17 protein-coding genes are annotated in these 20,290 nt (G+C 61.5%); 5 read left to right on the top strand and 12 right to left on the bottom strand.

Going from position 1 to position 20,290, the window contains the following annotated elements; all coding sequences use genetic code 11:
* Positions 1-273 precede the first annotated feature (273 nt).
* Together ABSE61_RS06155 and ABSE61_RS06160 are read left to right on the top strand one after the other, a co-directional pair.
* Entirely contained in the window at positions 274-2,511 is a 2,238-nt protein-coding gene (locus ABSE61_RS06155) for a L,D-transpeptidase family protein (RefSeq protein WP_423870200.1), read from the top strand.
* 289 nt (positions 2,512-2,800) lie between these two features.
* Positions 2,801-4,354, top strand: coding sequence for a peptidoglycan L,D-endopeptidase MepK (locus tag ABSE61_RS06160; RefSeq protein ID WP_423870201.1), 1,554 nt, complete (start codon positions 2,801-2,803; stop codon positions 4,352-4,354).
* Positions 4,355-4,384: 30 nt separating this feature from the next.
* On the opposite strand, the gene ABSE61_RS06165 is transcribed toward ABSE61_RS06160, so the two are convergent.
* Together ABSE61_RS06165 and ABSE61_RS06170 are read right to left on the bottom strand one after the other, a co-directional pair.
* On the bottom strand, positions 4,385-4,660 hold the full coding sequence (locus ABSE61_RS06165) for a DUF2312 domain-containing protein (RefSeq protein ID WP_423870202.1): 276 nt from the start codon (positions 4,658-4,660) through the stop codon (positions 4,385-4,387).
* A 185-nt stretch (positions 4,661-4,845) separates the two neighbouring features.
* A complete protein-coding gene (locus tag ABSE61_RS06170; protein WP_423870203.1) occupies positions 4,846-5,148 on the bottom strand; it encodes a DUF1244 domain-containing protein in 303 nt (100 codons plus the stop codon).
* A gap of 225 nt (positions 5,149-5,373) precedes the next feature.
* Between ABSE61_RS06170 and ABSE61_RS06175 the strand changes: the two genes are divergently transcribed.
* Together ABSE61_RS06175 and pyk are read left to right on the top strand one after the other, a co-directional pair.
* Entirely contained in the window at positions 5,374-5,979 is a 606-nt protein-coding gene (locus tag ABSE61_RS06175) for a DUF1036 domain-containing protein (protein ID WP_423870310.1), read from the top strand.
* Positions 5,976-7,412, top strand: a complete 1,437-nt coding sequence (gene pyk, locus ABSE61_RS06180) for a pyruvate kinase (protein WP_423870204.1) — start codon at positions 5,976-5,978, stop codon at positions 7,410-7,412. The genes ABSE61_RS06175 and pyk overlap by 4 nt, the downstream gene beginning before the upstream one ends.
* Before the next feature lie 133 nt (positions 7,413-7,545).
* Here pyk and ABSE61_RS06185 read toward each other — a convergent pair whose 3' ends face one another.
* Entirely contained in the window at positions 7,546-7,971 is a 426-nt protein-coding gene (locus tag ABSE61_RS06185; RefSeq protein WP_423870205.1) for an OsmC family protein, read from the bottom strand.
* A 437-nt stretch (positions 7,972-8,408) separates the two neighbouring features.
* Here ABSE61_RS06185 and ABSE61_RS06190 point away from each other — a divergent pair, with 437 nt between their 5' ends.
* A complete protein-coding gene (locus tag ABSE61_RS06190) occupies positions 8,409-9,716 on the top strand; it encodes a hypothetical protein (protein ID WP_423870206.1) in 1,308 nt (435 codons plus the stop codon).
* A 67-nt stretch (positions 9,717-9,783) separates the two neighbouring features.
* Here the strand turns inward: ABSE61_RS06190 and ABSE61_RS06195 are convergent, their stop codons facing one another.
* The 9 genes from ABSE61_RS06195 to ABSE61_RS06235 form a co-directional block, all read right to left on the bottom strand.
* Complete coding sequence (locus ABSE61_RS06195; protein ID WP_423870207.1) at positions 9,784-10,458, bottom strand: helix-turn-helix domain-containing protein; 675 nt, start codon at positions 10,456-10,458, stop codon at positions 9,784-9,786.
* 139 nt (positions 10,459-10,597) lie between these two features.
* Positions 10,598-11,854, bottom strand: a complete 1,257-nt coding sequence (locus ABSE61_RS06200) for a glycosyltransferase family 87 protein (protein WP_423870208.1) — start codon at positions 11,852-11,854, stop codon at positions 10,598-10,600.
* A 258-nt stretch (positions 11,855-12,112) separates the two neighbouring features.
* Positions 12,113-13,594 (bottom strand): NCS1 family nucleobase:cation symporter-1, encoded by a 1,482-nt coding sequence (locus tag ABSE61_RS06205; protein ID WP_423870209.1) that lies wholly within the window; start codon positions 13,592-13,594, stop codon positions 12,113-12,115.
* A gap of 106 nt (positions 13,595-13,700) precedes the next feature.
* On the bottom strand, positions 13,701-13,949 hold the full coding sequence (locus tag ABSE61_RS06210; protein WP_423870210.1) for a hypothetical protein: 249 nt from the start codon (positions 13,947-13,949) through the stop codon (positions 13,701-13,703).
* Between the two features lie 165 nt (positions 13,950-14,114).
* Positions 14,115-16,037 (bottom strand): ATP-dependent zinc metalloprotease FtsH, encoded by a 1,923-nt coding sequence (gene ftsH / locus ABSE61_RS06215; protein ID WP_423870211.1) that lies wholly within the window; start codon positions 16,035-16,037, stop codon positions 14,115-14,117.
* 237 nt (positions 16,038-16,274) lie between these two features.
* Positions 16,275-17,342 carry a tRNA lysidine(34) synthetase TilS gene (gene tilS, locus ABSE61_RS06220; protein WP_423870212.1) on the bottom strand — a complete coding sequence of 356 codons (1,068 nt, stop codon included), beginning with the start codon at positions 17,340-17,342 and terminating at the stop codon, positions 16,275-16,277.
* 66 nt (positions 17,343-17,408) lie between these two features.
* On the bottom strand, positions 17,409-18,401 hold the full coding sequence (ybgF, locus tag ABSE61_RS06225; RefSeq protein ID WP_423870213.1) for a tol-pal system protein YbgF: 993 nt from the start codon (positions 18,399-18,401) through the stop codon (positions 17,409-17,411).
* 168 nt (positions 18,402-18,569) lie between these two features.
* Entirely contained in the window at positions 18,570-19,058 is a 489-nt protein-coding gene (gene pal, locus ABSE61_RS06230) for a peptidoglycan-associated lipoprotein Pal (protein ID WP_423870214.1), read from the bottom strand.
* A gap of 346 nt (positions 19,059-19,404) precedes the next feature.
* Positions 19,405-20,148, bottom strand: coding sequence for an N-acyl amino acid synthase FeeM domain-containing protein (locus ABSE61_RS06235; protein ID WP_423870215.1), 744 nt, complete (start codon positions 20,146-20,148; stop codon positions 19,405-19,407).
* Between the last annotated feature and the right edge of the window lie 142 nt (positions 20,149-20,290).

Raw genomic sequence — 20,290 nt, forward strand, 5'->3', positions numbered from 1 at the left:
CAAATGGCAGCTCGCGTGGCAAGAATCTTGTTGAAGGCGATGCCACAGGACACGATGAAGTCAGTTTGTCGTGAGTTGCCATAGGGCGGCTGGCCGCATGAGGGGCCCGCGTGTATCGTTTGTATGAATCGTTACGGCAGCCATGCTTGGAACTCTGGAGCAATTTTCACTTGCACAAGCTTCAGATCCGACCAGGCCGGCGCTTTCGCGAAAGCTTTGACGGACAAACCAAGGCTGCTCCAGAGCGGGGCAGCTCACCCAAGGGGTGTGAAGATGCGTGAATGTTGGAAGAACCGTGCGGGATATGACCGCGTCTTGATGACGGTCGCGGCGACCTTCCTCACGGTGTCGGCGAGTTCGGCATTCGCGCAAAATGTTGCCCCGCGCAACTCCGCCGCTGAGCTCGCGATCGATGCGGCGGTTCCCCGCCCCGAGCCCGCCAACGTCCCGCCGCCGACCGCAGCTGATTTCAAGCTCGACACCCCATCCGTCGACGCGACCAAGACAGAGGCGACCAAGACAGAGGCGACCAAGGCAGACGCGAACAAGGCAGCCGAGCAAGCGACCCCGGCTTCCAAGCCCGCCGATGTCGCCACGGCTCCGATTTCCGAACCCACCAAGATCGAGGCCGCCAAGCCGGAAGCTGCGAAGCAAGAAGCGACCAAGACCGAACCCGGCAAGAACGACGCCCCCCAAAATGACACGGCAGCCGTCGCCCCGGCTCAGTCGCCGGCGCCCGCTGCCACCGCGTCCTCGCCGGAGCCCGTCAAAGCCGCCAGCAATGTCGCGACCGAGGATCAGCCGGTTGCCGACAAGTTGCGCGAGGCGTTCGGCGCCAAGGCGCAGCGCTATTTCGACCGCAAGGCAGAACGGACGACAGTCGAAAAATTCTACACTGCGCGCGATTTCGCGCCGATGTGGACGCAAGGCGGCAAGCTGACCGACAGCGCCAAGGGCGTCGTCGCCCGGTTAAAGGACGCCGCTTCCGACGGCTTGAATCCGTCGGACTATCCCATTCCCGATTTTACTGCTGCGACCTCGCCCGATGCGCTGGCCGATTCAGACCTGAAGCTGACCGCCAGCATGCTCGACTATGCGCGCCATGCCCAGAGCGGCCGGATGCACTGGTCGCAGGTGTCGGGCGATATCCAATATCCGGAGCATCCGACCGACCCGGCCGAAGTGCTTGCCAACGTGGCTTCGGCGAAGGACGCCTCGCTTGCCCTCGACGGCTATAACCCGCCGCACAAGCTCTATCGCGCCCTGAAGAAGAAGCTCGCCGAACTGCGTGGCCAGGGCGATGGACCGGTGATTCAGATCGCCGATGGTCCAATGCTCAAGTTCACGCCCGCGCGGGCCAAGAACCAGTCCGCGGTTGAAGTGGAAGATGACCGCGTGCCGCAACTGCGCGCCAAGCTCGGCATCACCGAGAACGCCGACGACCGCCATTACGACGCCAAGGTCGCGGAAGCCGTCCGCAAGTTCCAGGCTTCGGTGGAGCTCAAGCCGACCGGCGTGCTCGACGACAGGACCGTCAAGGCGATCAACAGCCCGAAGCGCGACCGCCAGATCGATACGGTGATTGTGAACATGGAGCGTTGGCGCTGGCTGCCGCGCGACCTCGGCGCGCCCGCAATCGGCAACGCCTATGTCATTCTCAACATCCCCGACTATACGCTCAAGGTGATGCAGAACGGCGCGCAGGTCTGGACCACGCGGGTGGTGACCGGCCAGCCCGGCATTCATGCCACGCCGCTCCTGACGGAGACGATGAAGTTCATCACCGTCAACCCAACCTGGAACGTGCCGCCGTCGATCATCTACAACGAATATCTGCCGGCCCTTCAGCAGGACCCGACGGTGCTTGAGCGCATGGGGCTGAAGCTCGAGCACAACCGCGACGGCAGCATCCACATTTCGCAGCCGCCCGGTGAACGAAACGCGCTCGGCCGCATCCGCTTCAATTTCCCGAACAAGTTCCTGGTGTATCAGCACGACACCCCGGACAAGAACCTGTTCGCGAGGGAAGACCGCGCCTTCAGCCATGGCTGCATGCGGGTCCAGAATCCGGACCAGTACGCCTCGGTCCTGCTCAACATCACCGAGCCGAACGCGCACTACACCCCGGAAAAAATCAAGAGCATGTACGGGCAGAGCGAGATCGACCTGAAATTCCCGACGCCGATCCCGGTCAACATCACCTACCAGACCGCCTTCGTGGATGACGAGGGTAACCTGCAGTTCCGCAAGGACGTCTATGGCCGCGACGCGAACATGCTGTCGCTGCTGCGTTCGGGCAAGAACAAGGATCTGGAGAATGTGATCGCCCATTCCCAGCCGAACTATGTGCGCCCGGCCGGCGATTTGCGGATCGCCAGCGACAATTCGTTCTCGTCGTCGTCAGGACCATCGTTCTTCGAGCGGCTGTTCGGCGGTCCCAGCCAGCCCTACCCGGCCCCTCCCGGTCGTCGGCGGCAGCCGCAGCAGGGGCAGTCGTACTATCAACGCTGAGAAGTCCGGCCCCGCCACGCGCGGTTTAAGACTGGCCAGCCAGATTTACCAAGTAAAATCAAAGGCCTCGCCCTTCGGCGGAGCATTTTAACGTTAACCATCCTCCATCCAGGCTTAACCAATGGCTCTTTTTCGCCACACTAAAAGGGTTAGTTCCCAGTGGATTTGGGGGGGAAAGGGTTAAATCCTGCTTAACCCTCCCGCGTTAAGCGTGCATTTACCCTCTTTCGCCACACGGGGTCGCGAAAGAATTCAACGTTCGGTCGTCAATTGGGGTGGGCTCATTAACTTGCTGACCGGTTTCGCGCGCCAATTCAATCTGTCGTCTCTGCCAAAGGCCGGATACCAGCTCGGGTTAACCTCGGTGCTGCTCCTGGCAGGGATTGGCTCGGTCCACGATGCGACCGCGCTGAACGAAACCCGCACGCTGTCGTTCCACCACAGCCATTCGGGCGAAGACCTCACCGTGACCTTCAAGCGCGACGGCCGCTTCGATGAAGAGGCCTTGAAGCAGATCAACCATTTCCTGCGCGACTGGCGTACCCAGGAACAGACGACGATGGATCGCCATCTGTTCGATATCATCTGGGAAGTCTATCGCGACGTTGACGGCAAGAAGCCGATCCAGATCATCTCCGCCTACCGCTCCCCCGAGACCAACGCCATGCTCCGCCGCCGCTCCGCCCATACCGGCGTGGCGCGCTTCAGCCAGCACATGCTCGGCCATGCGATGGATTTTTACATCCCGGATGTGCCGCTCGAGCAGATCCGGTACGCCGGCCTGCGCTTGCAGCGCGGCGGCGTCGGCTTCTACCCGACCTCGGGATCGCCGTTCGTGCACCTCGATACCGGCAACATCCGCCACTGGCCGCGCATGACCCACGACCAGCTCGCGCGCGTCTTCCCCGACGGACGTACCGTCCATGTCCCCTCCGATGGTACGCCGCTGAAGGGATATGAACTCGCCCGCGCCGAGATCGAGCGGCGCGGCGAGGATGATGGCCCGGCTACGGTGAGCAAGCCCAATTTGTTGACCCGTCTGTTCGGCGGCAAGTCGAACGACGATGATGAGGAAGCTTCTGCTCCCGTCCAGGACAAGACCGCCACCCAAGTGGCCGCAGCGAAGCCCGCCGACGCGGTGCCCATGCCGCGTGGGAAGCCTGCCGCCGCGACGCTGCAACTGGCCTCGGCCGACATGCAGATCGTACAGCCCGCCAAACCGAAACAGCCCGCCGCCTCCGATAAGTCTGACGCAAAGCCGGAAACGCCGGCTGATATCATCAATGCGCGCGGTTTCTGGGACGACATGCCGGCGGCGCCGAAGCAGGCCACGCCCGCGCAGGTCGCAGCTATCGGCGCCCGCCAGGCGTTGGCATCCACCGATCCGCAATCGACCTCGAGCGTTCCGGCCGCCTATCGGGCACTGGCTTACGCTCCCACGGAGTCGCCGGTTGATCGCGCCAGCGCACCGGCTCCCCGCAACGCGCGCGCCGCTTCAGCCAACCGCAACCCAACGGCCGCGAACGACCCCGCGCCCGCCGCCAAGGGCCAGGACGGCGTGGTGGCCACCTCCACGCGGATCGTCGCGTCAAAGGGCGCCGGCGATACCTGGATGCGCATCATGATGCTGGCGCCGAGCGCGAGCACGTCGATGTCGGTCACCGTGCTCGGCGATGCCAACATGACGCTGCTGAGCGCGATGTTCGTCAAGCCGCAAGCCGTGGTCGTGATGGACTTCTCGGAAGATCCGCAAGCGGGCCTGACCGCTAACCGCTTTAGCGGCTCGGCCACTGCGACGCTTGCGACGCAGTCCTTCGTGTTGCGGACGGCGTCGCTGCACTAAGCATTATCTCCTCAGGATTGAGGAGCAGCGCTACAGCATTCCCAACGCCTGCATATAGGTTTCCAGGATCGTTTCGGCTTCAGCCCGCTCGTTGGCATCCTGCTTGCGCAACCGCACGATGGTGCGCAGCGCCTTGACGTCGAAACCATTGCCCTTGGCTTCGGCATAGACATCGCGGATGTCGTCGGAGATGGTCTTCTTTTCCTCCTCCAGCCGCTCGATGCGTTCGATGATGGCCTTGAGCTGATCCTTGGCGAATTTCGTCGCGGGGGCTTCGTCTTCCTTGACGGCAGCAGAGGTGGCCATCGATTGGGTACTCCTGAAATAAACTGGCGGTTGGATGAAAAAGAAAGCGCCGCACGTCTCAAGCGCCAAGCGCAACTCTCAAAATGACCCTCAAGAGTAAGGCTGCTCGCGTCAAGGCGACTTGCATGCTCATCCACAGCGCGCCCACAGGAAGGCGCCCAATCGTCCCGCTTCGATGCACCTCATCAATGGCCGGGATTGACTTTGTTCATTGCAGCCAGTTGCTCGGACGTTGCGGTTCCCTGAAATTTTTCCTTCCAGGTCTCATAGGGCATGCCGTAGACAACCTCGCGGCTCTCGTCCTTGCTCATCGTGACGCCCTTGGCGTCAGCTTCTTCCTTGAGCCAGTTGGACAGGCAGTTGCGACAGAAGCCGGCCAGGTTCATCAGATCGATGTTCTGAACGTCGGTACGACCGCGCAGATGCTCTACAAGCCGCCGAAACGCAGCGGCTTCAAGTTCTGTTCTGGTTTTGTCGTCGATCGCCATGCCAATTCCACCCTTCCATGCATGACCCAGAAAGGTCATGCTCTCACCGTAGGTAAGAAACTGTCACATATTTTTCCACATCGCGACGCAAACATTCAGACGGCTTTTATGGGGCTTGTATGGGACTTGGGCCGATCCGAAGGGCTGAAAACGCAGTGAAATTCCGCTTAACCGTCGATGGCCGCCCACGCGAAACCGTCAATATCTTGATATAACTTGGCCTTGATGATCGCAAGAGATTCGCTTCCCCTGGCCCTGACAGCAAAACGCTTCCGCGCCGCGCTGGCACCAGCTCTGCTGTTTGTGCTGGTCTGCCTGTGGAACGGATCGGCAGCGGCGGACTTTCGTCTGTGCAATAACACCTCTAGCCGGGTTGGGATCGCCCTCGGTTACAAGGATGCCGAGGGCTGGACCACGGAAGGCTGGTGGAACGTGTCCTCGCGAAGCTGTGAGACACTGCTGCGCGGCACGCTTGTGGCGCGATTCTATTACATCTATGCGCTCGATTACGATCGCGGCGGCGAATGGTCGGGACAGGCTTTCATGTGCTCGCGCGACAAGGAATTCACCATCCGCGGTGCGGATAATTGTTTGGCGCGCGGCTTCGACCGGACTGGCTTCTTTGAAGTCGATACCGGCGATCAGCGGGCCTGGACGGTGCAGCTCACCGAATCCAACGAGCAGCAACCCGCGCAGCGCGTGCCGGGGATTCCCGGCACGATCGGCCCGGGTGGCCCCGGAAATATTCCCGGCCTCCCCAACCAGCCGGGCGGATTGTCTCCGGGCGGGACAGGCCTGCCGCCAGCCGCAGCACCCGGGACCAAGCCATGAGGCGTATGCGCCGCATCAAGATCCTCGCAACGCTGGGCCCCGTCTCTTCCGACAGCTCCGCCATCCGGAAGCTGTTCGAGGCCGGCGCCGATGTTTTCCGGATCAATATGAGCCACACCACGCACGACAAGATGCGGGAACTGGTCGCAACCATTCGCAGTGTCGAGAGCAGCTATGGCCGGCCGATCGGCATTCTGGTCGACCTGCAAGGCCCGAAGCTGCGGCTCGGCTCTTTTGCCGAAGGCTCCATTCAGCTCAACAACGGCCAGAGTTTTACGCTCGATTCCGACAAGGCGCCGGGCGACAATACGCGCGTTCATCTGCCCCATCCGGAAATTCTCGCCGCGCTCAAGCCGGGCCACGCCCTTCTGCTCGACGACGGCAAGGTGCGGCTGATCGCCGAGGAGACCTCTCCCGATCACGCCGTCACTCGCGTGGTGATCGGCGGCCGGATGTCGGACCGCAAGGGCGTCAGCCTGCCCGACACTGATCTTCCGGTTTCCGCGATGACGCCAAAGGACCGGGCTGATCTCGAAGCAGCGCTGGTGACCGGCGTCGACTGGATCGCGCTTTCCTTCGTGCAGCGCGCTGACGATGTCATCGAAGCCAAGAAACTGATCCGCGGCCGCGCCGCCGTGATGGCCAAGATCGAAAAGCCGCAGGCGATCGATCGCCTGGGCGAAATCCTCGAGGTATCCGACGCGCTGATGGTGGCGCGCGGCGATCTCGGCGTCGAACTGCCGCTGGAGCGCGTGCCGAGCCTGCAGAAGCAGATGACGCGGATGGCACGGCGCGCCGGCAAACCGGTGGTGGTCGCAACCCAGATGCTGGAATCGATGATCCAGTCCCCGGTGCCGACGCGCGCCGAGGTCTCCGACGTCGCCACCGCGGTCTATGAAGGCGCCGACGCCATCATGCTGTCGGCGGAATCGGCGGCCGGCAAATTCCCGGTCGAGGCGGTCTCGACCATGAATCGCATCGGCGAGGAAGTCGAGCGCGATCCGACCTATCGTGGCGTCGTCAACGCGCAACGCGCCGAACCCGAACCGACCGTCGGCGATGCCATCGCAGATGCGGCGCGGCAGATTGCCGAGACGCTCGATCTTTCCGCGATCATTTGCTGGACCAGTTCAGGATCGACGGCGCTGCGCGTCGCACGCGAACGGCCCAAACCGCCGGTGGTGGCGATCACGCCGAATCTTGTCACCGGCCGCAAGCTGTCGGTGGTGTGGGGCGTGCACTGCGTCGTCGCCGAGGATGCACAAAATCTCGACGACATGGTGAACCGCGCCGGCAGCATTGCGTTTCGCGACGGTTTTTCGCGGGCCGGCCAACGCATCATCATCGTGGCCGGCGTACCGCTTCGCGCGCCCGGCACCACCAATATGTTACGCATCGCCTCGGTGGGTCCGGACGAAGACGCAGATATCTAAAGCGGGAACCGGTTTTCCCTCGCGACAAACGCGGAACGCGTTTGCACGGAGATCACGCCTAAGCAACAAACCAACGCGCGATGGTGATTTGGTTTAGTACCAATCGCGCATCGGGAGCGTGGGTCGCCTCTCCTCAGAGCAGCTTTGCGTCGAACGAAATCTTGGTGTTGAGAAGTTTCGACACCGGACATCCGGCCTTGGCCATGCCAGCCAGTTCCTGAAACTTCGCGTTGTCGGCGCCGGGGATTTTCGCTTGAAGCGAAAGATGGACCGAGGTGATGGCAAAGCCGTCGCCGACCTTTTCGAGCGTCACGTCTGCCTTGGTTTCCATCTGCTCGGCAGTGAGCTTGGCTTCGCCGAGGATCAGCGACAGCGCCATCGTGAAACAAGCTGCGTGTGCGGCTCCGATCAGTTCCTCCGGATTAGAACCCGGTTTGCCTTCGAAGCGGCTGGCGAAGCCGTAAGGGTAATCTTTCAAGGCGCCGCTCTTGGTCGAAATCGCGCCCTTGCCGTCCTTGATACCGCCCTGCCATTTGGCAGATCCCGATGTGGTCGTCATGTGAGCTCCCTGATACTCGAGGTGAACACCAACCATACCCTGGACCATCAATGCGGCGAAATTTTTCGAGGTTGGTCTTGCTGCAGGGCCGGCCGCAAGTTCCACGCAAGCCTTCGTTAACCAGAAGAACGTTCAGCCGGCGATAACGAAAATGCTTCGATGGCCTTTACTCAACTTTAGATGGATCACCTTAAAGCGACTGATGTTTGCAACTTGCAAACCCAAAAGCATGCAGAGCCCCTAAGGCGGCTCGCGTCGATTGTCAGGGAGCCCGCTATGCACGCGCTGGAGGTCTGGGCCGGCTCCAAGTTTGGTCAAGGGCCAAGGACGATCGGGACTTATTTCCAGACGTCCGGAATTTACATCTTCCTGATCTCATTCGGGTGCGTGTATTACCTTTCGAACGCGTCGCTCCTGCTTGGCCACTATGATTTGGGATGGCACTTGGCCGCCGGAGACCTGATCAGGGAAAGAGAGGCAGTGTTCCTCTCCAGGATCCATGGGCGTTCACCCTTGCCGACAAGCAGTGGTACAATCTTTCCTGGCTCTGGGACGTCATCGCCAGCGTCCTGTTTCAGTACACGGGTTTTAGCGGTCTCACACTGCTTGTCGTTGCCTGTGGCGCCGTCATCGTCGGATATCTGACGTATGCCTGCCTAGACCGCGGAGCCTCGGCACTGGCCGTTTGTATTTCCGTTTTCTCCGCGTGCCTGCTTTATCCTGCCTTTGCCACGGCGCCAAATATCTATCTCGCTGCTTCGCCGAACACATTTACGATGTTGTTTTGCGTAATTTTCTATGCGGAGTGCCTGACAGCAACGCGCCGCTTTTTGCTGCCGTTGATGATGGTCCTTTGGGTCAACCTGCACGGCGGCTTTGTGCTGGGTATTCTTGTTCTCGGTATTTTTTGTGGCGCGGCTTTGCTTAGGCGAGATTGGGCCAATTTCAAAATCCACAGTTTCGTAGGCGCAGGCTGCCTCGTCGCGATCCTCTGCAATCCTCTCGGCTGGCACATCTCGGACGGCGTAACGGCAACGTTAGGCCACTTTGTGCAAGCCTCCATTACCGAGTGGATGTCTTACTCCCAAAACATGACGATGCCCGGAAGCATTCCCGGCATCATCTATATTCTCGCATTTGTGGCGCTCGAACTGCGTTACGGCGGTTCCAGTCCCGTTCCCCTTGAGTCACGGCTGTTATCCTGGCTCTTTCTGGTCCTGGGACTTTATCAATTCAGGTACATGTCTTTCTTTTTTCTGTTCTCGACCGTCCCGTTGGCTCTTCACATCCACCGGATGCTGCCTAAGCGGCTGAATAATCTTGAGGTCCAAAAGTCGTTGTTGGCCGCGGGCATCATCGGCCTGTGCGCGCTGCCGGTGACCTTTATGCGAATGGAACCGGCTCTCGGACTTCCCGAGATGCTTTCGCAGCAGGATGCCCTTTATCTCCAGAAGCATTTTTCGCATCGGCGGATTCTGAACCACTGGAATGTTGGCGGACTCTTGATTTTCCGCACCCACGGCTCCGTGCCTGTGTTCGTCGACGGCCGGGCGGCGACCGCTTACCCGGATGCTTTGCTGCGTGACTATTTCGAGCTAGCCGAATGGGAGATCGACGAGAGCGCTTGGGACACCGTGCTTGAGAAATACAACATTGATGCGGTGCTTTGGGTGAAAGCACATGACGGGCTCAGGCGATTTCTCGTGGATGAGAGGCTGGAAGGAAGCATATACGGGCTCCTATGAGAGCCTTTACGTCAAACCCTAGCCGCACTTTTCCTGCACGGCTAGAGGGTCGAGTTGCGCCGATAGCTTACGCGCCGACCAGTGTCTTGGCGGGCAAGACCGCCTGCACCACGAGGCCACGGGCGCGAGCATCCAACACACCGACCGCGCGCAGCACAAGCAGCGTCACGGTCTGAACGGCATCGCGGAGCTTTCCCGGATCGTCCATGTTCTCCGCCGCGAGTGGCCCGACCAACGCCTCGTTCAAGGCACCGAGCAGCGCGGTCGCAGCCAGGCTCGTGTCCTGCGCCGGCAAATGTCCGGCACGGACCGCCGCATCGATCCGGCCCGCGATTTCGCCAACGACCGCGCGGCGGCTGGCGAGCCGCGATGCCGTGACATCGACATCGACGGGTTCGGCCAGAATGCCCCAGGTGAGCTTGCGCTGCGACAACGCATGCACCGCGACCGTGGTGACCGCTGCCGCCAGCGCCGATGACGGACCAGGGGCTGCGTCCGCGGCTCGACGAATAGCCGTCAGCTCGTCGCGCGAAACATCGGCGATCAGTTCGGAAATCAGGTCGGCCTTGGACGGGAAGTAGCGGTAGACGGTGCCGGCGGCGACATTGGCTCGGACCGCGACCGGCGCGATCTGTACGGCGGCCATACCGCCATCGGCGGCGGCGTTTCTCGCCGCGGTCAGGATGGCGCTGCGGCGCGCCGCGAGGCGTTTCACGACCTGATGGGTCCGCCGATAAACCATGATGCGTTTCCCGTTCCCACGCACTTCAGAGGGAAAGAACCCGCCGCAGCACGCATTAGTTTTTGGCGATCGACGATTGATCGCTCCAAGAAGTGAACAATAATTCAGACGCAAAGACAAGCCGGTTTTGGATGCAGGCCTATTCGGCGGGCGCCATGGAAGGCGACTTGGCAGGCGACTGGGCGGCGGGCAACGGCGCGACCGGCTCGCGCCACCACGGCCCTACGCGCCAGCCGATCAGGGCGGTGACGACAAGCGTTGCCCCGAACCCGGTCGGCGCGCCCAAGAGCGGGTAGAACATCAGGAGCGCGGCGACGAGGCCGAGCGCCGGCAGTTCGTGGCGCGCAAACCCCTCATCCAGTCCGATGCGGACGAGAAATGCGACCGCAATCGCCAGCACCATCTCATCATAGAGAAACAGATAAGGCGTCACCAACAGCGTACCGGCCGCGAGCGCGGCGGCCTTCAACGGATACTCGACCTTGCGGCTGCGCCATAGAAGCGCAAGCACAACAGCCACCGTGGCGCTCATGATCCACTGCAACATCCAGGCGAATGACTCAGGCCCGCCGAAATAGCGGGTCAGCGCGAAAATGCTTTGCATCTTGCCCCATGGCGCGCGTCCCTCGACAAGGAAGGCCTTGTTGAACATCGGCATCCAGTGGACGAACGCCTGCCAGCTCTCGGTGCCGAAGGCGAGCCACGACAGCATCGCCATCAAAACCGCAACCGCGCCTGCTGTAAAAAATACCCGCCATTGCGCGGCCGCGATCAGCACGAGCGGAAACAGCAATCCATATTGCGGCTTGTAGCTCAAAAGCCCGAGGCAGATGCCGGAAAGCACCGGCCACCTCGGCAGCAGAACGAGCGTACCGCCGATCAGCGAGGCCGTAAGAAATCCGTTCTGTCCGACCAGCGTATTGGTAAACACCACCGGAAAAGCAGCCGCGAGCAAAAATCCAAACGAGCGGCCGACGATGGCGCGCATCGCGGCCAGATAAGGCATGAAGCTCACAAGCGCCCAGCCGGCATAGGCCGCGGGGTAAGGAAAATGCGCCAGCACTGCGGCGACGAACAGAAACGGCGGCGGATAATGCCAGGCGAAATTGCCTTCGTAGCTCTGGCCGAGGACCGCGACCTGAACCGCTTTCTGAATGTCCCAGTCGTAAGCAAGTTCCGGATGACCATCGAGCACCAGGCGGCCGGCGGACCAGACATTGACGAAATCGGTTGGAATGCCGAGGCCGTTTTCGTCGTAGATCCACCAATGCGCGGTAACCCCGTTATGCAGCATCGCGATGTTGATGAAGCAGAGCACAACGCAGGCGATCAGGAGCGCGGGCGGGATCGCGCTTCTCGCTGAGGGCATAGTGATGTCGGATGTCAGCACAGCCATGCGGGCTCCCGGCGCTCAAAGGACACGCGCCACCCTTAAAGCTTTAGGCTGGCCGGCTTGCCGAAATCTTAAGACTTGGCCGGTCTGTTGCGGGATTTGGCCGTGCAGGCGACGGCCCGCGATGGCGGCAGTGGTCCGATCCTAACATTCGCACCCCTTCTCAGCGGCCACTTTTGCGAATGTTAGGATCCAAGGACCACTGGCAAATGGATGTTCTAGTGGAGTCTTGGATTTTGCATTCGCCTGACGAACTCGCGGCTAGGTGGATCGCGAATGCAAGATCCGCTCCACTGGTGCCTCGCGGCCGCGCATCAGCGCCATGTAGAACAAGGCGCCGAGGGCCGCACCGATCAGCCAGCCCCAGTCCCCGAGGTTCGTCATCAGGCCATAGGCGCCGGCGAGCGACAGCCCGATCGCGATGAAGGCCGAGCCGGCAAGCGCCAGCAGCGCCATTCGGTTCCAGCCGCCATCGAAATGCAGCGAGCCATTCGGCGACATCGTGTAGAGATCGTTGAGGACGATCTGCTGGCGCTTCACGAGATAATAGTCGGCCACCATAATTCCGAACATCGGACCCAATGCGGCACCGAAGATGCTGACGAAGATCGTGATCGCCTGCGGGCTCGAGACGAAAATCCACGGACACACCATGACCGAGAGAATCGAGGTGATCAGTCCGCCGCGGCGGAAATCGATCTTGCCGGGATAGAGGTTGGAGATGTCGTAGGCTGGCGACACGAAGTTGGCGACAATGTTGATGCCCATGGTCGCCACGATAAAGGTGATCGAGCCGATCGCGACCACGATCGGATTGCCGATGCGTTCGACAATGGCGACGGGATCCATGATCGCTTCGCCGAATACCTTGACGGTGCCCGCGGTGACGATCACCGTGATGATCGCAAAGACGATGAAGTTGACGGGAAGGCCGAGGAAATTACCCACCTTCATCGACCGTTCGTCTTTGGCGAAGCGAGAGAAGTCGCCGAAGTTGAGCAGCAACGCGGCGAAGTAGGCAACGATCAACATGGTTGCATTCGCCATATGGCCGATCGCGGATCCCTCGGCCCGCGGGCTGAGCTGCAGCGACAGGCTGGAAGCACCGGTTTGCGTCACGATCCAGATCGCGAGCGCGAACATCACGATGTAGACCACGGGTCCGCAGAAATCGATGAACTTGCGGATCGTCTCCATGCCGTTGAGAAAGATCAGAAGCTGGAACAGCCACATGAACAGGAAGCTGGCCCAGCCCAGTGCTGTGAGGCCTGCAAAGCCGGAATGCGTCCACGCTTCCGCGCTCGGGTAGAACGTCAACACCAGCGCCTGGACGGCCTTGGAAGCAAAATAGGTCTGCACGCCGTACCAGACGATGCCGACGATGCCACGCAAGCCGGCGGCAATGTTGGCGCCCATCACGCCGAACGCCATCCGCGCCACGACGGGAAATGGCGTGCCGTACTTCAATGACGGACGTCCGATCAGGTTCATCAGAAAATAGACGATGGTAATGCCGACCACCATCGCCAGCAGCACCTCCCACCCGGTCAGGCCGAGGAAGAAAAGGCTCGCCGCAAAGGTATAGCCGCCGACCGAATGCACATCCGACATCCACATCGCGAAGATGCTGAAGACGCCCCAGGTGCGTCCCGCGGGTGCAATCGGCGCGAGGTCGTGATTGTAGAGCCTGGCGTTGGCGTTGGGCACGGCGATGACGGGAGAGGCGCTCGTGTTACCTGACATCGGCAGCTCCTGTACGCGGCAGCGAAGATGACAGGTTAATTAAAGCAAGTCCCGCGCCAAGGAACTAGCCCTGCGTCATCCTGTCCCTCTAAGAACTCAAGCGCGGTTATCGCTGGTCTTTCGGAATCACGAACTTCAGGCCGGACCACGTATCGTCGATGGCGCACACCTTGGTGTCGACGAGGCCCAGCGGAAGCGCGGTGTCGCGCACGACAATATCCGTCAGATCGCTGGCAACCCCTGAGGATTTTTTCGGCCACGAAACCCAGATCATGCCGTCAGGCGCGATGGTTCCGCGGTAACGACGTAGCTTTGCGGCAAGCCCCTTCGACTGCTTGGCGAACAGGTGCACCATGTCGAGAGATGGTTCTGGCTCGGCTTTGATCGGGACGCCGGCGGGCAATGGGCCGACGACGGCGCCATAGGCTGACGGCGCACCGTCGACAAAAATGCAAAAGCCCGGCTTGATGCCGAGCTTCTGCGCAACTTATCGAAGACCACAGCGACGGTCGCGAGTGACTTAGGCCTGCGGCTGCGGCTCCAGTCCGGGATCCGGATCGGGACGCGGACGCGGCTTGCCGGCGGGCGGCACGGCGGAAGCGCGCGGGGTTGTCGGCTCGAGCACCGACTCGCGGTTCGGCTTCTTGCCCTTCAAGAGATCCATGATCTCATCGCCGGTGAGCGTTTCGTATTCCAGAAGACCCTTGGCGAGAGCTTCCAGATCGGCGCGCTTCTCGGTCAGAATCTTGGTCGCCTGCTGATAGCCTTCTTCAACCAGGCGCTTGATCTCGCTATCGATCTTCTGAACGGTGGCTTCCGACGCATTCTGGGTGCGCGACACCGACATGCCCAAGAACACCTCGTCCTGGTTCTCGCCATAGGACACGGTGCCGAGTTCTTGGGACAGACCCCAGCGGGTCACCATCATTCGAGCCAGCCGCGTCGCCTGCTCGATATCGGAAGAAGCACCCGAGGTCACCTTCTCACGGCCGAACACCAGTTCTTCGGCGACCCGGCCGCCCATCATGATGGCGAGCCGCGAGGTCATCTGCTCCAGCGACATCGACAGCTTGTCGCGCTCCGGCAGCTGCATCACCATGCCGAGCGCGCGGCCGCGCGGAATGATCGTCGCCTTGTGGATCGGGTCGGTGGCAATCACGTTGAGGCCGACGATGGCATGGCCGCCTTCGTGATAGGCGGTCAGCATCTTCTCTTCCTCGGTCATGACCAGCGACTTGCGCTCGGCGCCCATCATGACCTTGTCCTTGGCCTCTTCGAACTCGGCCTGCGTCACCATGCGCTTGTTGCGCCGCGCGGCGGTCAACGCCGCTTCGTTGACGAGGTTCATCAGGTCGGCGCCGGAAAAACCGGGCGTGCCGCGCGCGATGGTCTTGAGGTTGATATCGGGCGCCAGCGGCACCTTGCGGACGTGAACCTTGAGTATCTGCTCGCGGCCGACGACGTCGGGATTGGGCACCACGACCTGACGGTCGAAGCGGCCGGGCCGCAGCAGCGCCGGGTCGAGCACGTCGGGACGGTTGGTGGCTGCAATGAGGATCACGCCCTCGTTGGCTTCAAAGCCGTCCATCTCAACCAGCAACTGGTTCAGCGTCTGCTCGCGCTCGTCATTGCCGCCGCCGAGGCCCGCACCGCGATGCCGGCCGACGGCGTCGATTTCGTCGATGAAGATGATGCACGGCGCATTCTTCTTGGCCTGTTCGAACATGTCGCGGACGCGGCTTGCGCCGACGCCGACGAACATCTCGACGAAGTCCGAACCGGAAATGGTGAAGAAGGGAACGTTGGCTTCGCCGGCGACGGCGCGCGCGATCAGCGTCTTGCCGGTGCCGGGAGGGCCGACCAAAAGCACGCCGCGCGGAATCCGCCCGCCGAGCCGCTGATACTTGCCGGGATCGCGCAGGAATTCGACGATCTCCTGCAGGTCCTGCTTGGCCTCGTCAACGCCGGCGACATCCTCGAACGTCACGCGGCCATGCGCTTCGGTCAGCATCTTGGCGCGCGACTTGCCAAAGCCCATCGCCTTGCCGGCGCCGCCCTGCATCTGCCGCGACAGGAAAATCCACACGCCGATCAGTGCAATGAAAGGCAGCCACGACACCAGCAGCGAGACGAACCACGGCACGTTGTCACCCGGCGGCTTCGCGGTGATCGAAACCTTGCCGTTATACAGGCGCGACACCAGCGTCGGATCGTTCGGCGCATAGGTCTGGAAGCTCGAGCCATTGGTGAAGGTGCCGTGAATCTCCGGCCCCTGGATCACGACGTCGCGCACATGATTGGCGTCGACCTCGGTCAGAAGCTGGGAGAAGGAGATGTCTTGAGAGGAAGCGCGCTGACCAGGATTCTGGAAGAGCGTGAACAAGGCCAACAACAGCAGGACAATAATGACCCACAGAGCGAAATTGCGCAGATTGGCGTTCATCGATTTTCCTTCGTGGTCGCGCGGATCGCGGCCTTGGTCCTTGGGTGAGCGCCAGGGAATCCCTTAAGGCGACTGCGCGTTACAATCTAGGTGCCAAGGTGGTCGCTGCCAAGGGAACCGCATGGGACTATTTAGCCTATCCCGATACTATTACGGTTCAAATCGTTACCCGAAAATGAGGTCATTTCGGGGGTGGTTAAGAGGCGCAAAACACGGCAGTTCGTCTCAAGCCCCGTTTCAACTGCCCCGACTGCGGCGCGGAGGAGCCGGTCCGATGACGATTCGCCCTCCGTTGAGGCTGACGACGGCCCCGGCGAGGGTCTGTTTCAGCCGCGCTTGACACTTTTCGGTGGCCATTCGCAGCGCCTGGTCGAAAACCGCAAGCAGGGCTTCTACCTTGCCAAGTTCCGCCGGCCCCTCATGGCCGGCCCGGTCGATCGCACGCAGCAAGAGCCGCAACCGGATCTCCTCCGGCATGCGGGCGAAAGCCGCAGCCTCGAAGGCGGTAGTTGGGGATTGGGCGCCGGATGTCGCAGGCGATTGGGCCTCGCGATCCCGAAGCGCCAGATAGCGCGCGGCCCCATCGACCAAAACTTCGATCGCCGCATTGGCCCGCGCCAGCCGCGAGGCCAGCCTCGCCAGGTTGCGCACATCGCCGCCCTCCGCGGCCAGCCCCTCGATGACGGAACGGATCCGCGGCCGGGTAAAGCTGATGTCGCGGTTGGTCGGGTCGTCGGCATAGCCGATGTTGGCTTTTGCCAGCGTCGCGATCAGCCGCGATTTCGAAATGTTCAGAAACGGCCGGGCAATGAACACCCCTTCCCGCTCGCTCTCGCGCGCCATTGCCGCGAGACCGCTGATGCCGCTGCCGCGAACGAGCCGCATCAATATCGTTTCGGCCTGATCGTCGCGGGTATGGGCAGTGAAGATATGGCTGGCGCCACTCTGGCGCGCGGCACCGGCAAGCAAGCGATAACGTGCCGTCCTGGCTGCGGCCGGCAAGCCCGATTTCGGTTTTTCGCCGCTCCAGCGCATCGTGCGATGGGGCACATCAAGCGCGCGCGCCAGCCGCTTGACGTCACGCGCTTCACGCGCGGACTCAGGCCTGAGGCCGTGATCGACCGTCACCGCCAGGAGATGAGGACCGCGCGAAAGCGCTTTCCGCCAACGCGCCGCGAGCCACATCAGGGCGACCGAATCCGGGCCCCCCGAAACGGCAAGGACAAGCCCGTTCGCATGCTTCCAGTCCGCAAACAGGCCTTTTGCCTGCTGCACCGAGATCGGGGATTTGTCGTCCTCAGGCATGACATAGCCCGCTGGTGGGAAGGCTTTTACGCGACCTTAGCCCATGTGCCGCAAGCTAGCACGCCACTAGCACTTTACCCGCTTCTGCTCGCGGTCGACGGCCTGCTTGATGCTACCGGCGGCGTGCGGATATTTCCGCGTCACCTCGCCGAATGCGGCGCAGGCTGCTTCCTTTTCCTTCAAAGCAGCGAGTGACTGGCCGAGCCGCAGCAGGGCATCAGGGGCTTTCGTCGACCGATCGAATTTGGTCGTCACCGCCAGAAAGGCTTCGGCCGCTTCGCGATATTGTTGGCGCTGGAAAAAGCTCTCGCCCAGCCAGAAATGCGCCTCCGGCGTCAGCGGATCGCTGGGATATTTCCGTTGAAAGTTGCGCATGGTTTCTTCCGCCAGCGCGTAATCCTTGCGCTGGATATAGCCGACGCCGAGATCGAACTCGTCCCTGGGCGTTGCCGAAGGCGGCAAGGTGGTGAGCGCGCCGGTGGCGTTGGTGTTACGCGGCGGCGGGGGTGGCAGCGCCCCAGCAGGGGCCCCGCCGCTATTAGCGAAATCAGGCGGCTCGGCGGGCACCGGCAGTTGGCCGCCGCCGAGCGCCCGTGGCGCGCCAGGCGCGTTGGGATTCTGGTTGGGGTCAAAGGCATCGCCACGCCGGCGGCCCGTCGGCGGCACGCCCGTGGGCTCCTGAACGATGGGCGCGGGAGCGGCGACCTGCGGCTGATAGCCTCCAGGCGGCTGCTGATAGACGGGCGCAAGCTGAACGGGCGGCAGCGCGGCCGTATTGGGTGAGGGAGTGCCGGGCTGGCCCGGGGGTGCTCCTTGAGGACCTGCCTGGGCAGTGCCCTGAAGCATCTTCAGGCGCTCTTCCAACTGCCGGTTGCGATATTGCAATTCCTCGTTCTGCCCGGTGAGCTGCCGCAACTGGCTTTCGAGCTGCTGGATCCGCACCTCCGGATCGACGTCGTCGGATTGCGCCAGCGCCGTGGAATGCGACGCGAGCGGGCACAAAACGACCACCGCAGCCAAAGCCGCGGCACGGGTAACTTTATGTAATCTGGACGACATTTTGGCCTTGCGGACGGAACCGGCGTGAGCGCGAAGACGGATCAGCTTGAGGCAGGGACTACGCCAAAAATGTGACTGAGACAAATGGCGCCCGTATTACACGATCTTCCAAACGAGAACCGGCGCCCTCGAGGCGCCGGTGAAATTGCTCGTTAAAGTTCGACCGTCTCAGGAACTGGCGTTCAGCACCGTGACCGCGCGTCGATTTTGCGACCAGCAGGAGATGTCGTTGCAAACCGCGACGGGACGTTCCTTGCCGTAGGAGATGGTCCGCATCCGCGAAGCATCGATGCCACGCGAGGCGAGGAACGTGCGCACCGACTGGGCGCGCCGGGCGCCGAGCGCAATGTTGTACTCGCGGGTGCCGCGTTCGTCGGCGTGACCTTCAATCGTGAAGCTGTAGCGGTTGTAGGTTTGCAGCCACTGTGCCTGCTTCTCCAGGGTCGCGATCGCCTGCGGCGACAGTTCGGTCTGGTCGCTCTCAAAGAAGACGCGATCGCCGACATTGACCACGAAGTCCTGCTGGCTGCCCGGCGTCGCCGCACTGGCCATCGCTCCGTCGGTCAGCGGGTTCTTCGCACAGGCGCCCATCGACAGCGCGACCGCAAGCGCGGCAGCGAGCTTCAAACCCTGGAGGATACGCATAGGGTGTTTCATTCGGGAGCCTCCACGCTCACGTTTTCGACTTCTGTCCGGTCTACAGGGCGATAGTTAAGCGAACGTTCCGTCAACCTTGATGGGATGTTGCCGAACCCGTTCAAATGCCCCCAGTCGGCGAAAAGGAACCGGCATGGTTAATGGGTTGTAAATGTGGCACGAGGGTGAAGGCAAGGCCAGTCACCCAAATATATCGGTTTTTCAAGGTGATCGGCAGGTTTTACCCCGCAAAACCCTGGAACTTGGGCCGCTCAGATGGTTGGGGATAGTCTTATCCGAATCGGAAAAGCGCGGATTATAGGGGAGCCGGCTTGGCCTTGCCGGCAGCCGCGTCCGGAACGCCGCTTCAGCGGTTCGGCGCGATGGATGCCTGTCCGAGCGGGAACTGCGGCAGATCGACCAGCTGGGACAAGCGATCGCCCTGACGTTCGAACAAGATCTGCCGCTCCATCTCGGTCGAGCGGAATAGCGGATAACGCTGGAAAACCTTCTCGCGCAGTTTCGGATAGTCGACAGCCATCAGGCAAAGCGGCTTCGTCAGCGTCGGGTATGGACGCGGCAGGCACAAAGGCTGGTGCAGGAACACCCGACGGTAAAATGCCTGATGCTCCTTGCGGACGGTCGCGGTGCCGATATCGGCGTGGAAATGCTCGCATGCAACATAGGCCAGCCGCAGCGTGATGTAGGGAAGCTGCGGATATTTGGTTCTGCGAACGGGGTCGGCGACGAAGCGATTGGGGTCGACGATAACCTTGCCCTTGGCCAATTCGGGCTCGAGCAGGTCCGGAAAGGCATCGACCGCCGGCGTGTCGCTGCGCTCGGGTGTCGCGACGCTGATACGAACCGAACTGGTCAACTCGCCACCGAGGTAAATGCCGAAAATCCAGGAATTCGGCAGATCGTCGAAACGATCGCTCAGGCGTTGATCGGCCCGCGCTTCGATGGCTCCTTCGTTCAGATAGGCCCGATATCGTAAGTTGTAGATTTCTTCCTTTTCAACTTCCGTTTCTACGAGCCGGTATTCGACTTGATCGAGCAGATCGTTCTTTGGCTGGGAGGGCCCACTTCTGGTTTCTTGCACTAAACTCAATCGGGCCTCCTTGCCGCGGCCAACTAGCCACGTACAACCGAAGGTTAATTGTTTCTTACCGCAAGTGCAAACGAATCGGCCCGTTAGGGTTAACCTCGGAGCAAAGAAAAGTTTTCGGCAAGCGGGAATAAATCCAGTGGAA

Origin of the sequence: Bradyrhizobium sp. (assembly GCF_049519115.1) — a bacterium.
GTDB lineage: Bacteria > Pseudomonadota > Alphaproteobacteria > Rhizobiales > Xanthobacteraceae > Bradyrhizobium.

Bases quoted from the DNA above. Each gene is read 5' to 3' on its own strand.
- ABSE61_RS06155 (WP_423870200.1), top strand. From the start codon at position 274: ATGCGTGAATGTTGGAAGAACCGTGCGGGATATGACCGCGTCTTGATG.
- ABSE61_RS06185 (WP_423870205.1), bottom strand. From the start codon at position 7,971: ATGACGACCACATCGGGATCTGCCAAATGGCAGGGCGGTATCAAGGAC.
- ybgF (WP_423870213.1), bottom strand. From the start codon at position 18,401: ATGTCGTCCAGATTACATAAAGTTACCCGTGCCGCGGCTTTGGCTGCG.
- ABSE61_RS06165 (WP_423870202.1), bottom strand. From the start codon at position 4,660: ATGGCCACCTCTGCTGCCGTCAAGGAAGACGAAGCCCCCGCGACGAAA.
- ABSE61_RS06210 (WP_423870210.1), bottom strand. From the start codon at position 13,949: ATGGTGCACCTGTTCGCCAAGCAGTCGAAGGGGCTTGCCGCAAAGCTA.
- ABSE61_RS06205 (WP_423870209.1), bottom strand. From the start codon at position 13,594: ATGTCAGGTAACACGAGCGCCTCTCCCGTCATCGCCGTGCCCAACGCC.
- ABSE61_RS06170 (WP_423870203.1), bottom strand. From the start codon at position 5,148: ATGGCGATCGACGACAAAACCAGAACAGAACTTGAAGCCGCTGCGTTT.
- pyk (WP_423870204.1), top strand. From the start codon at position 5,976: ATGAGGCGTATGCGCCGCATCAAGATCCTCGCAACGCTGGGCCCCGTC.
- ABSE61_RS06175 (WP_423870310.1), top strand. From the start codon at position 5,374: ATGATCGCAAGAGATTCGCTTCCCCTGGCCCTGACAGCAAAACGCTTC.
- ABSE61_RS06190 (WP_423870206.1), top strand. From the start codon at position 8,409: ATGGCACTTGGCCGCCGGAGACCTGATCAGGGAAAGAGAGGCAGTGTT.
- pal (WP_423870214.1), bottom strand. From the start codon at position 19,058: ATGAAACACCCTATGCGTATCCTCCAGGGTTTGAAGCTCGCTGCCGCG.
- ftsH (WP_423870211.1), bottom strand. From the start codon at position 16,037: ATGAACGCCAATCTGCGCAATTTCGCTCTGTGGGTCATTATTGTCCTG.
- tilS (WP_423870212.1), bottom strand. From the start codon at position 17,342: ATGCCTGAGGACGACAAATCCCCGATCTCGGTGCAGCAGGCAAAAGGC.
- ABSE61_RS06195 (WP_423870207.1), bottom strand. From the start codon at position 10,458: ATGGTTTATCGGCGGACCCATCAGGTCGTGAAACGCCTCGCGGCGCGC.
- ABSE61_RS06200 (WP_423870208.1), bottom strand. From the start codon at position 11,854: ATGGCTGTGCTGACATCCGACATCACTATGCCCTCAGCGAGAAGCGCG.